The organism is Rothia sp. HMSC068F09, from assembly GCF_001812775.1.
Taxonomy (GTDB): Bacteria; Actinomycetota; Actinomycetes; order Actinomycetales; family Micrococcaceae; genus Rothia; species Rothia mucilaginosa_A.
In genome coordinates, this window is the sequence record NZ_KV810430.1 from 119,186 (window position 1) to 131,569 (window position 12,384).

The window sequence follows — 12,384 nt, forward strand, 5'->3', positions numbered from 1 at the left end:
GACAACCCCTACCGCGACTACTACATCTGGAAGGACCCGAAGGGCTTCGACGAGAACGGCAAGCCGATTCCGCCGAACAACTGGGCATCCGAGTTTGGTGGCCCGGCCTGGGAGTGGGACGAGGCAACCGGCCAGTTCTACCTGCACATCTTCTTCAAGGAACAGCCCGACCTGAACTGGGAGAACGAAAAGGTTCGCGAGGATCTGTACTCTATGGTTCGCTGGTGGCTGGACAAGGGCGTTGACGGCTTCCGCCTGGACGCCATTAACATCATCTCCAAGCCCGAGGGCTTCCCGGATGACCCCTCCACCGACTTTGAGAAGCACACCTCCTCGATTCCGTTCGTCATTACGAATGGCACCATGGTGCACCCGTGGATGAAGGAGCTCACCCGCGAGACCTTCAGCCGCTACGACGTGATGACCGTGGGCGAGACCAGCGCAACCAGCCCCGAGGACGCTAAGCTGTGGGCTGGCTACCACACCGGTGAGCTGAACATGATCTTCCACTTCGATCACATGGGCGTGGACAACGACCCGAACGGCAAGCTGGGCGGCAAGTGGTCCTACGCGCCGTACAAGCTGACCGAGCTCAAGCGCATCCTGAACGACTGGCAGACCACTCTGGAGGGTAACGCCTGGGGTTCGCTGTACTGGAACAACCACGACCAGCCGCGCGTGGTCTCCCGTTTCGGTAACGATTCGGATGAGTTCCGCACCCTGTCCGCTAAGCAGCTGGCGACCACCCTGCACTTCATGCAGGGCACCCCGTACATCTACCAGGGTGAAGAAATCGGCATGACCAACGTGAAGTTCGATTCGATTGAGGATTACCGCGATGGTGACTCGATTCGCTTCTACGAGGACATGCACGTTGACCACAAGCGTCTGAGCCACGAAGAGGCGATGCAGGCTATCTACATCAAGGGCCGCGACAACGCTCGTACCCCGGTTCAGTGGGACAGCTCGGCGAACGCCGGCTTCAGCCCCGAGGGCGTGACCACCTGGATTAACGTGAACCCGAACTACCCCGAAATCAACGCCGAGGCAGTTCTGGCCGACCCCGATTCGGTGTTCTACCACTACCAGCACCTGGTCAACCTGCGCCGCGGCGAGCTGAAGGACCTGATGGTTTACGCCTCCTTCGCTCCGGTGGATTCGCTCCAGGTTCCGCACGACGAGGACGAGGCTGTGTACGCCTACACCCGTACCGGTGGCGCGGACGGTTCCCCGGCGAACGAGTCTCTGCTGGTGATTTCGAACTTCACCGCCGAGGAGCAGGAGCGCGACTTCGCCGTGCTGAACGAGGCACGCGAGTCTGGCGCCCGCGTCGAGCTGGTGAGCTCGAACTACAAGGACGATGCGGGTTCGACCCTGCGCCCCTACGAGGCAAAGGTCTACCACATCGTTCGATAGCGAAAGCTGTCCGACGGCTGCTGACCTCTAGGTCGGCGTAGAACCGCGGGAGGGCGGGGATTGTACGATCCCCGCCCTCCTTTTGCTGTACCCACTCGTTGTGTGCTCGTTTCGGATCCGGCTAACCGGAGAACGCAAGCTGAAGAATCGGTACCGCCATCGCGATAAGACCCCCGCTGACGACCGCCCCTGCGGCAATGACGGGGGCTGCGGTGCCCTCGTGCCGGTAGTGGGTCTCAAGAATCACGATATTGGCGGCAGGCGGCAGGACTCCCAGAATGAAGAGCACCTGCGGGTAGGCCAGTAGCTGGTCGAAGTGTACGCCCGCCGCGTCGTGCGCCCAACGGGCGAGCGCCAACACGCCGAGGCTGTAGACGCTCACGAGCGCGGCGCGGAGCACCGCCCATCCGGCGGCCCGGGTCAGGTCTGCGCGGTGCAGCTTGGCGGCCCCGAGCCACATGCCCAGAACGATCATTCCGATAAAGCTGAAGACCCAGGTCAGCACCCGGTAGAACCCGGCCCCGTGCTGGCTCAGGAAGGGCCCGGCGGGCAGGCACAGCAGGCCGAGCACCACGGCGATGACGGGCGGGCTCGTTCGCAGCCCTCGCAGTACCCTGCGGATGGTTGCGCCGCGGCTCGGGGCGGTAGCCGTACGGGGTGGGGAACCTTCACCTGATTCGGCCCTCGAGTCTCCCCGCAGCAGCGAGGTACCCAGAATATTGCCCATGATGGAGTTGCCGATGTACGCGCCGATGTAGACGCGCACGGCTTCATCGCCCCAGATGCCCGCGACCACGGGGATGCCGAAGAGCCCGGCGTTCAGGTAGACGAAGGCGAGCTTCTGCACGGGATCGCGGGTAATCCGCCCGGCACCGAGTACGCCGAGGAGCATCATAACCATGGTGGACGCGGCCACGAAGAACAGCTCTGGGCGGCTGGTGGCGACCGTGTAGATGATGACGGCGGGGATAATCCAGCGGGTCAGCAGGGCCGAGGCCCATTCCTTGAGCCGTGTGCCCCGGTGCTCGGGCAGGATGAGCGCCAGCGTCAGCCCTGCAACCAGGTAGATGAGGGGCAGGATGATTCCCACAAGACGCTCCTTCGGTCACCGCGTTGGCCCTTATTTTGGATGCGCACCGCGCCGTTGCGCTAGGCCGCCTTTTCCATGGTCTCACGTTCGGGCGCCGAGGAAGAGGTGGCGAGGAATATTCTCGAGAATGTGGGCCTGTCTAATATTGCCCGCCTATACCTTCAGATTAAGGTTGAGTATTTCACGGGATGCCATTTCGAAATTTTCGCGTCATATTGCATCATATTTGCCGAAACCCTCGTATTTTTTATACATCAAATTTACTCTAGAAATACGCAGAGATTGCATTTCCTACCGTATGAACTCGTCTGCCGTCCATACTCTCACGAAGCGAACTCAGCAGGATTAGTTCCCTTCAAGATCTCGCCGGGAGCACGCAATGCAGCAGCCTTACCTCTCCAGCCCTTCCGACTCCGGGGGTGTCCCCTCCCCCAAGGTAGCGCGTCAGAAAACCCCGCGCCGCGCCGCCCACCCCCACGCCGGGGTGCATATCCCGTGGCGTTCCGCGTCCGCCGCTACGAGCGTTTCAGCGGTTGCCTCCGTAGCCTCTACCCGTTCAGAAGCCCAAGTCGAGGAACGCACGTTTAGGGTCCCGCACCCGGTACTGAGCCTACTGTCCTGGTTGATTGCGGTGGCAAGCGTCGTATGGCTTGCCGTTTTGGGCGTAAACCTGACTCACCTGGTACTCTCCGGCCTGGAACACGACTCCGATTTCCTGGTGCTGACCTACGGCGTGTACATGGCCTGCGCTTTTGGGTTCCTGTGTTTTGGGGCCTTCTTTGGTCTGCATTTTGGCCTGGGCTCGAGCGCGCATTGGCGCAGTTCGATTCGCCACCCGAATCGGCCGTATTAAATATTTCTGTCCCGCTTATTTTTGCGGAATTTTCCGGAGTGTATTTCTTTTATTTAGACTCGTAGTTTAAAAAAATAAGCGGTTTTCTTTAATTTCGAAGAAAATATCCGTTTCGCATTAATATTTCTCTGCCCCATAGCTAAAGCCGCCCGGCGCATCCACGACAGGATGCACCGGGCGGCTTCTTCACGGGCTCTCAGCTACAAAGCTACGTAGCCCAAAGTGGGGATTACTCCCACTCAATGGTTCCCGGGGGCTTGGAGGTAACGTCCAGCACCACTCGGTTAACGTCCTTGACCTCGTTCGTAATACGGTTCGAGATCTTAGCCAGCAGGTCGTAGGGCAGGCGCGACCAGTCAGCGGTCATCGCGTCCTCAGACGAGACCGGGCGCAGAACAATCGGGTGACCGTAGGTACGGCCGTCGCCCTGAACGCCCACGGAGCGAACGCCAGCCAGCAGAACCACGGGGCACTGCCAGATGTGCTCGTCCTGGCCAGCCGCGGTCAGCTCTTCACGCACAATGGCGTCAGCTGCGCGCAGGGTCTCCAGGTTCTCGCGGGTCACCTCACCGACGATGCGGATACCCAGGCCGGGGCCGGGGAAGGGCTGACGCGCCACAATCTTCTCGGGAACGCCGAGCTCACGACCGATAGCGCGAACCTCGTCCTTGAACAGGGTGCGCAGCGGCTCCACCAGCTCGAAGGTCAGGTCGTCGGGCAGGCCGCCCACGTTGTGGTGGCTCTTAATGTTTGCGGTGCCGTCGCCGCCGCCGGACTCGACAACGTCCGGGTACAGGGTACCCTGAACCAGGAACTTGATGTCTGCGCCCTCTTCGCCGGCCTCTGCAATCAGCTTGCGCTGTGCCTCTTCGAAGGAACGGATGAACTCGCGGCCGATAGCCTTACGCTTCGCCTCGGGCTCGGTGACGCCCTCGAGTGCGGAGAGGAAACGCTCGGACTCGTCGATGGTGATGACCTTGATACCCATGGACGCTGCGTAGTCCTTCTCAACCTGTTCGCGCTCGCCCTCACGGAGCAGACCGTGGTCGATAAAGAAGCAGGTGAGCTGGTCGCCGACAGCCTTGTGCACAAGTGCTGCCGCCACGGAGGAGTCAACGCCGCCGGAGAGCGCGCAGATAACGCGGTCGCCGCCGACCTGCTCGCGGATCTTGGCGACCTGTTCCTCGATGATGTTGTCGGTGGACCAGGTGGGCTTCAGGCCAGCCACGTTGTAGAGGAAGTTCTCCAGGGCGACCTGGCCGTAGTCGGAGTGCTTCACCTCGGGGTGCCACTGCACGCCGCCGAGCTTGCGGGACTCGTCCACGAATGCTGCCACGGATGCGCCGGGGGTCTTTGCCAGCACCTCGAAGCCTTCGGGAGCCTCGGTCACGGAGTCACCGTGAGACATCCACACGTTCTGGGTGGTGGGGGTGCCGGTCAGGAAGGAGGAGTTCTCAGCGCAGACGACGGCGTCGGTTGCGCCGTATTCGCGCAGGCCGGTCTGGGCCACGGTACCGCCGAGGGTCTGGGCCATGACCTGGAAGCCGTAGCAGATACCGAAGATCGGTACGCCGGATTCGAAGAGGGCCTTATCACCCTTGGGGGCGCCGTCGGCGTAAACCGAGGAGGGGCCGCCGGAAAGCACGATGGCTGCCGGGTTCTTGGCGAGCATCTTCTCGGTGCTCATGGAGTGGGGGACGATTTCGGAGTAGATGCCGGCCTCACGCACGCGTCGAGCAATGAGCTGCGCGTACTGAGCACCGTAATCCACCACCAGGACGGGACGCTCTTCGAGCTGGTCCAGGTTCACAGAATTGGTCACGAAAATTACCTCAACGTGTTGGTGCTAATCCGCGCACTTGCGCGGGGTTATATCTATTTTACGCTATCGCTGTGTGAGCTTGAACGCCCGTGGCGCGGGGACTATTCCGCCTACAACCGTTCTTTTCACACTGCAGATAGAAGGCACCGCCCGACGGCCGCGGGGATAGCCCCGTAGCCGCCGAGCGGTGATTCATGACGCTACATTAGCCGCGGTAGGAAGGGACCACGGTCAGCTCGGCCTTCTGGAACTTCTTCAGCTCCAGGTAGCCGCAGTTAGCCATCGCGCGCTTGAGCGCGCCGACAATGTTGCTGGTGCCGTCCACGTGGTGCGAAGGACCGTACAGGACCTCCTCCAGGGAGCCGACAACACCCAGCGGGGTGCGCACGCCGCGCGGGAAGTCCAGCGAGTGCGCCTCGTTGCCCCAGTACAGGCCCTGACCTGGAGCCTCGGATGCACGAGCCAGCGGAGCGCCCAGCATCACGGCGTCAGCACCGAGGGCGAGCGCCTTCACCATATCGCCGGAGCGGCCCAGGGAACCGTCAGCAATCACGTGCACGTAGCGGCCGCCGGACTCGTCCAGGTAGTCCGAACGTGCCGCAGCCACGTCGGCGATGGCGGTTGCCATCGGTGCGGAAATGCCCAGGCCCTGTCGGGTGGTCTGGGCAGAACCACCGCCGAAGCCCACCAGCACACCGGCGGCACCGGTGCGCATCAGGTGCTTAGCCTGCGAATAACCAGCCACGCCACCGACGATGACGGGAACGTCCAGCTCGTAGATAAACTTCTTCAGGTTCAGCGGCTCGTGCGAGGTCGAAAGGTGCTCGGCAGAGACGGATGCACCGCGGATGACGAACAGCTCAACGCCGGCCTTCACCACGGTCTCGTAGTACTCCTGAGTATTCTGCGGGCTCAGCGAACCGGCAACCACCACGCCGGAGTCGCGAATCTCTTCCAGGCGTGCGGTAATCAGCTCCGGCTTGATCGGCTCGGAGTAAATCTGCTGCATGCGGGTGGTTGCGGAGGCGGGGTCCGCCTCGGGCAGCTCAACGATCTCGTCGAGTAGCGGCTGCGGGTCCTCGTAGCGGGTCCACAGGCCCTCGAGGTTTAGCACACCCAGACCGCCCAGCTTGCCCAGGGCAATAGCGGTCGCCGGGGACATGACCGAGTCCATGGGCGCACCAATAATCGGGGTGTCGAACTTGAAGGCGTCAATCTGCCAGGAGGTGTCGACATCGCGGCGATCGCGGGTACGGCGGGTGGGTACCAGCGCCACGTCGTCCAGGGAGTAGGTGGGTCGGGCGCTCTTAGAGAGGCCAATCTGAATTTCAGACATGGGTGAATCCTTTCGAATTCGGTTTGAGGGGTGCCGCCGGGCGTTATTCGCACCGATGCCCGCCCCGGTACCCGGGAGGGTACGGGACGGGCTCAACGGCGCGCGGTGTGCACGCCGTGCGGCGAATCATCGTTGGTGATGCGTCTTAGCGGCGGTAGTTCGGTGCCTCAACGGTCATCGTGATGTCGTGCGGGTGCGATTCCTTCAGGCCCGCGGGGGTGATGCGCACGAACTGGCCCTTGTTCTTGAGCTCTTCGATGGTGCGCGAACCGACGTAGAACATGGTCTGGCGCAGGCCACCTTCGAGCTGGTGAATCACTGCGGAGAGCGGGCCGCGGAAGGGAACCTGACCCTCGATGCCCTCGGGAATCAGCTTCTCCTCGCTGGAGACGTCGGCCTGGAAGTAACGGTCCTTCGAGAAGGACTTGTGGCGGCCGCGGGTCTGCATAGCGCCCAGCGAACCCATGCCGCGGTACGCCTTGAACTGCTTGCCGTTCACGAGAATCAGGTCGCCGGGGGATTCGGTGGTGCCGGCCAGCAGGGAGCCGAGCATCACGGAGTCGGCGCCGGCCACCAGAGCCTTGCCAATCTCACCGGAGTACTGCATACCGCCGTCGGCAATCACGGGGACGCCGGCGGGGATGGCTGCCTTAGCGGCCTCGTTGACCGCGGTCACCTGGGGCACGCCCACGCCCGCAATGATGCGGGTGGTGCAGATGGAGCCCGGGCCCACGCCAACCTTCACGGCGTCGGCGCCGGCGTCGATGATGGCCTGAGCACCCTGGCGGGTTGCGGCCTGACCACCGATAACGTCCACGTGTGCGGCGGCGGGGTCCTTCTTCAGACGAGCAATCATGTCCAGCACACCCTGGGAGTGGCCGTTTGCGGTATCTACGAAGAGGGCGTCCACGCCGGCCTCGACCAGGGTCATGGCGCGCTCGTAGCCGTCGCCGAAGAAGCCGATAGCGGCACCCGCGCGCAGGCGTCCGTCCTCGTCCTTGGTGGCGCGGGGGTACTGCTCGGTCTTCACGAAGTCCTTGAGGGTGATCAGACCGGCCAGCTTGCCGGCCTCGTCCACGAGGGGCAGACGCTCAATCTTGTTGTGGGAGAGCAGGGCGAAAGCCTCGTCCTTGGAAACGCCGGGGCGGGCGGTCACCAGCGGCATGGGGGTCATGATGTCGCGAACGCGGATGTTCTCGAAGTCGCCGCGGGCCATGTAGCGGATATCGCGGTTGGTGATGATGCCTTCCAGCACGCCCTCTTCGCTCACGACGGGCAGGCCGGAGACGCGGTAGTAACCGCACACCTCGTCGTACTCGGCGATGGTGGCGTCCGCACCGATGGTCACGGGGTTAATAATCATGCCGGACTCGGAACGCTTCACGCGGTCCACGTGTGCGGCCTGGTCCTCGATGGAAAGGTTACGGTGAATCACGCCGAGACCACCCAGGCGCGCCATGGCGATGGCCATAGCGGAATCGGTCACGGTGTCCATAGCCGCGGAAATGATGGGGATGTTCAGGTTAATGCGCTTGGACAGGCGGGTGGAGGTGTCAGCCTCGGAAGGAATGACGTCGGTGTTGCCGGGCAGCAGCAGCACATCGTCGTAGGTCAGGCCGGTGAAGCCGAAGGGATCCTCGGACAGAGCGGTGGGGATGGTCATTGTCTACCTTTCGGATGGTGTGCTTCGCCGGTGCGATTTTGCCGTGGGGAAGCGCTTTATAAGGTGTCGCGGTATGTACCCCACTCCCCCGGCGCGAGTACCGGGCGGCGGCCCACGCGGGTTCTGAGCGGGCGCGTCCGCCGGATGCTCCGGAGGGTGCGGAAACGGACAGTCTACCTTCTATGATAAGCCGCTTAGGGTTTCTTCGCTCGGAAGATACCGAGCCGCCCCGAAGAATGGCGGCGGGCACCGGGTTCTTGCACTCGAAGACCCCGATGCTGCGGCGTTGAGGGGATAGCTAGTGCCCGGTACCGCCTCCAGTTCAGGGGGCAGTACCGGGCACGCTCGTTATTTAGTCTTCTTCAGTTTCTTCGGGCTTCTCAACCACCAGGGTCTCGGTGGTCAGCACCAGAGCCGCGATAGAGGAGGCGTTCTGCAGGGCCGAACGAGTCACCTTCACCGGGTCAATCACGCCGGCCTCAATCAGGTCGCCGTACTCGCCGGTCTTGGCGTTGTAGCCGTGACCCACGGGCAGCTCGGAGACCTTGGAGACGATGACGTAGCCGTCCTCGCCGGCGTTCTCCGCAATCCAGCGCAGCGGCTGGACCAGGGCGCGGCGAACAATCTGCACGCCCACGTTTGCGTCGTGGTTATCCAGCTCCAGGCCGTCCAGCGCCTTCAGGGCGTGGACCAGCGCGGACCCACCACCGGAGACGATGCCCTCTTCCAGAGCGGCACGGGTGGAGGACACAGCGTCCTCGATGCGGTGCTTGCGTTCCTTCGCCTCAACCTCGGTTGCGGCGCCGACCTTGATGACGCCCACGCCGCCGGCCAGCTTAGCCAGGCGCTCCTTGAGCTTCTCGCGGTCCCATTCGGAGTCCACGCGCTCGATTTCGCGGCGCAGCTGCTGCACGCGGTCCTCGATGGCCTCGGGGTCGCCGCCGCCATCCACGATGGTGGTGTGGGACTTGGTCACGGTCACGCGGCGTGCCGAACCCAGGTGCTCGAGGGTGACCTGCGGCAGGTCAATGCCGAGCTCGCCGGTCACGACGGTACCACCGGTCAAGATTGCCAGATCCTGCATGATGGCCTTGCGGCGGTCACCGAAACCGGGGGCCTTCAGGGCAACCACGTTGATGGTGCCGCGCAGCTTGTTCACGACCAGGGCGGAGAGCGCCTCACCATCAACGTCTTCAGCGATGATGGTCAGCGGCTTCTTCGCCTGAACGATCTTCTCGAGCACGGGCATGATCTCTGCGATGGTGGAAATCTTGCCCTGGTAGAGCAGCACCAGGGTGTTCTCCAGAACAGCCTCGCCGCGCTCGGCGTCGGTCACGAAGGAGGGCGAGAGGTAGCCCTTGTCGAACTGCATACCCTCGGTGATCTCCAGCTCAATCTCGGTGGAGGAACCGTCCTCGATGGTGATAACGCCGTCCTGGCCGACCTTCTCGAAGGCGCGAGCCAGCAGCTCACCAATCTGCTCGGACTGGGCGGAGATAGCGGCGACGTGCGCCACCTCGGGGCCCTGCACGGGGCGTGCGTTCTCGAGCAGGCGTGCGGAGACAGCCTCCACGGCCGCCTCGATGCCGCGCTTGACGTCGGCGGGGGCCGCACCGCTGGTCACGTTGCGCAGGCTCTCGTTCACCAGCGCCTGCGCGAGCACGGTTGCGGTGGTGGTGCCGTCGCCGGCAACGTCGTTGGTCTTGGTGGCGACTTCCTTCGCCAGCTGGGCGCCCAGGTTCTCGTACGGGTCGTCCAGTTCGATCTCGCGGGCAATGGACACGCCGTCGTTGGTGATGACGGGTGCACCCCACTGCTTGTCGAGCACAACATTGCGCCCGCGCGGGCCAAGGGTTACCTTGACCGCGTTTGCCAGCTTATCGACGCCGGCCTGCAGGGACTTGCGGGCTGCATCGTTGAATTCAAGCTGCTTAGCCATGTGTTCGCTACTCCTAGTGCGTCACAGAAAGAAAATGAGGGGGCAGATGATAGCTCATGCGCCGCACCGGGTGAACGGTACGGCGCATGAGCATCTGAAAGTATTAGTCGACGATTGCCAGAACGTCGCGTGCGGAGAGAATCAGGTACTCCTCGCCCTGGTACTTGACCTCGGTGCCACCGTAGCGGGAGAACACGACAACGTCGCCTTCCTTGATGTCAACGGGGATGCGGTTGCCCTTCTCATCCACGCGGCCGGGACCAACGGCGACAACGCGTGCTTCCTGCGGCTTTTCCTTCGCAGTCTCGGGGATGACCAGACCGGATGCGGTGGTCTGCTCAGCCTGTTCGATCTTGATAACGACGCGGTCTTCCAGCGGCTTGATGGCCATAATCGGTTCCTCCGGATTGTGGATTAACGTTTGATGCGAGACGGCGGCGCGGTGATGCACCCAAACGCCGTCTCGAGTGCTACCTCAACTCTAGTTTCACCGGTGCTTTCGGTCAAGAAAACCCGCCCTCCGCCGGAGCGTTTCACCGCAAGGCGAACAGGGGTCGACACCGGGTCTGGGCGGCCCGGCGGGCGGGCTCCGGCAGGGGGCACAACTCCCCGGGCGAAGGCCCGTAAAATGGGGACATGCCCCACAGCCCTAACGCATCCCCCGAAGCTCTTCCTGCAGGAGAATACCCGCTCGGTTTTTCTCCCGCTCCTCCGCTGCCCCTCAGCGACCAGGCGCTCGCGGCAGCCGATGAGCTCTACCCGCTGGGCTCCGATACCCTCGGCGCCGTCACATCCCTGCGTTCACGCGGGTTCAGCCCCGAGGAATCCTCCGCCATCATCTCCCTGGCGCAGGCTCGCACTCGTGCGCGCGCCAAGTTCGGCGAGCGCGCCCGCGTCCTCATGCTGACTCAGGAGGCGGCGGAGCAGGCCACCCGCCCGGTGATTGCGCACTACCGCGCCGACCGCCTCGCGCGGGTTCCGGGACTCGTGGCCGACCTGGGGTGCGGCATCGGCTCGGATACCGCCGTCTACGCCGCGGCTCGCGGTTCCGCCGTGGCGGTGGAGCTCGATCCGCTGACCGCCTCATTCGCCGCGGCAAACCTGGCGTTCTGCCCGCGGGCACGCGTGTACTCGGGCGATGTCACCGCCTACGGCCCCGCCAGCGGTGCAGGCTCGGAAGCTCCCCTCACCGATGGCGCGGGCGCCTCCCCCGCCATTCTGTGGTTGGACCCGGCCCGCCGCGAGCTGCGAGGGGCCAAGAAGGCGCAGACGGAGCGCCTCTTCGACCCTGAGGCGTTCTCGCCCCCGTTCTCGTTCGTGCTGGGCCTGGCGCGCACCGGCATGCCGATGGGTGTGAAGCTGGGGCCCGGTTTTCCGCACGAGGGTATCCCCTCCCCCGAGGACATCGCCTCGGAGGCGAACTCCGCCCCACGCGTTGAGGCAGAGTGGATTCAGTCGGAGGGTTCCCTCGCCGAGCTCGTTCTCTGGTTTAATGCACTGGCCCAGGAGGGCGTGGCCCGCACCGCAACCTCGGTGCGCGAGCTGTCGGCCGACACGGCATCGCCCGCGACCGAGGCGGCCGGCGAGGTTGCCGACCTATTGCCGCCCTACGAGGCGGTGAGCTTCCGCAGCGCCCTCACGGCGGCCGAGGCCGAGCGGAGCGTGGAGGTTCCGGTGTCCCTGCCACAGCCGGGTGAGTACCTACTGGAGCCCGCCCCCGCGATTGTGCGCTCGCACCTGGTCGCGGAGTTTGCGCAGAGCATTGGCGCGCAGCTACTGGACGAGCACCTGGCGTACCTGTGCTCCGCCGAGCCGGTGGAGCATCCGCTGGTCACCTGCTACGAGGTGTTGGAGGAGATTCCCTTGCAGGAGAAGCAGTTGAAGCGATGGGTGCGCGAGCAGGGTTTTACCGCGCTGACGATTAAGAAGCGCGGCGTGGATATTGTGCCGGAACAGCTGCGTGCGCGCCTGCTGGGTTCGGCGGGTTCTAAGCCCACCAAGAAGAAACAGAAAAAGAACGCTAATTTTTCTGGAGGCGCGCAGGAGTCCTCGTACCGCCCGGCAACGCTGGTCTTCACTCGCATCGGCGCGGGCAGAGATTCCCGTCGCGTCGGCTGGCACGTGCGTCCCCTCTAACCTCCTCCGGCCTTTGACACCCCAGCCCCGAGCGGGGGTTACCATTCGTGACGATTCGTTACGGTACCGGTTCCGGATTCTGCGTTCGACAGGGCGTTGAGCACCGTCAGACCGTACACTAGATACGGT

9 protein-coding genes are annotated in these 12,384 nt (G+C 63.6%); 3 read left to right on the forward strand and 6 right to left on the reverse strand.

The window, feature by feature from the left end; translation table 11 throughout:
- The coding region (locus tag HMPREF2874_RS07320) for an alpha-amylase family glycosyl hydrolase (protein ID WP_070649799.1) at positions 1-1,416 on the forward strand (1,416 nt) is incomplete at its 5' end.
- Between the two features lie 121 nt (positions 1,417-1,537).
- On the opposite strand, the gene HMPREF2874_RS07325 is transcribed toward HMPREF2874_RS07320, so the two are convergent.
- A complete protein-coding gene (locus tag HMPREF2874_RS07325; protein ID WP_070649801.1) occupies positions 1,538-2,506 on the reverse strand; it encodes an AEC family transporter in 969 nt (322 codons plus the stop codon).
- A gap of 379 nt (positions 2,507-2,885) precedes the next feature.
- Here HMPREF2874_RS07325 and HMPREF2874_RS07330 point away from each other — a divergent pair, with 379 nt between their 5' ends.
- A complete protein-coding gene (locus tag HMPREF2874_RS07330) occupies positions 2,886-3,359 on the forward strand; it encodes a hypothetical protein (RefSeq protein WP_070649803.1) in 474 nt (157 codons plus the stop codon).
- A gap of 229 nt (positions 3,360-3,588) precedes the next feature.
- Here the strand turns inward: HMPREF2874_RS07330 and guaA are convergent, their stop codons facing one another.
- The 5 genes from guaA to groES form a co-directional block, all read right to left on the reverse strand.
- Positions 3,589-5,181 (reverse strand): glutamine-hydrolyzing GMP synthase, encoded by a 1,593-nt coding sequence (gene guaA, locus HMPREF2874_RS07335; RefSeq protein WP_070649805.1) that lies wholly within the window; start codon positions 5,179-5,181, stop codon positions 3,589-3,591.
- A 205-nt stretch (positions 5,182-5,386) separates the two neighbouring features.
- The gene (locus HMPREF2874_RS07340; RefSeq protein WP_070649807.1) at positions 5,387-6,517 is read right to left on the reverse strand and encodes a GuaB3 family IMP dehydrogenase-related protein; all 1,131 of its coding nucleotides are present in this window, start codon (positions 6,515-6,517) and stop codon (positions 5,387-5,389) included.
- Positions 6,518-6,662: 145 nt separating this feature from the next.
- The gene (gene guaB, locus HMPREF2874_RS07345; RefSeq protein WP_070649809.1) at positions 6,663-8,180 is read right to left on the reverse strand and encodes an IMP dehydrogenase; all 1,518 of its coding nucleotides are present in this window, start codon (positions 8,178-8,180) and stop codon (positions 6,663-6,665) included.
- 352 nt (positions 8,181-8,532) lie between these two features.
- The gene (groL, locus tag HMPREF2874_RS07350) at positions 8,533-10,119 is read right to left on the reverse strand and encodes a chaperonin GroEL (RefSeq protein WP_070649811.1); all 1,587 of its coding nucleotides are present in this window, start codon (positions 10,117-10,119) and stop codon (positions 8,533-8,535) included.
- Positions 10,120-10,222: 103 nt separating this feature from the next.
- On the reverse strand, positions 10,223-10,510 hold the full coding sequence (gene groES, locus HMPREF2874_RS07355) for a co-chaperone GroES (RefSeq protein WP_005505066.1): 288 nt from the start codon (positions 10,508-10,510) through the stop codon (positions 10,223-10,225).
- Between the two features lie 245 nt (positions 10,511-10,755).
- On the opposite strand from groES, the gene HMPREF2874_RS07360 reads away from it, so the two are divergent.
- A complete protein-coding gene (locus HMPREF2874_RS07360; protein WP_070649813.1) occupies positions 10,756-12,255 on the forward strand; it encodes a THUMP-like domain-containing protein in 1,500 nt (499 codons plus the stop codon).
- Positions 12,256-12,384: the final 129 nt, after the last annotated feature.

Bases quoted from the DNA above. Each gene is read 5' to 3' on its own strand.
- HMPREF2874_RS07330 (WP_070649803.1), top strand. From the start codon at position 2,886: ATGCAGCAGCCTTACCTCTCCAGCCCTTCCGACTCCGGGGGTGTCCCC.
- groES (WP_005505066.1), bottom strand. From the start codon at position 10,510: ATGGCCATCAAGCCGCTGGAAGACCGCGTCGTTATCAAGATCGAACAG.
- HMPREF2874_RS07340 (WP_070649807.1), bottom strand. From the start codon at position 6,517: ATGTCTGAAATTCAGATTGGCCTCTCTAAGAGCGCCCGACCCACCTAC.
- HMPREF2874_RS07360 (WP_070649813.1), top strand. From the start codon at position 10,756: ATGCCCCACAGCCCTAACGCATCCCCCGAAGCTCTTCCTGCAGGAGAA.
- guaB (WP_070649809.1), bottom strand. From the start codon at position 8,180: ATGACCATCCCCACCGCTCTGTCCGAGGATCCCTTCGGCTTCACCGGC.
- groL (WP_070649811.1), bottom strand. From the start codon at position 10,119: ATGGCTAAGCAGCTTGAATTCAACGATGCAGCCCGCAAGTCCCTGCAG.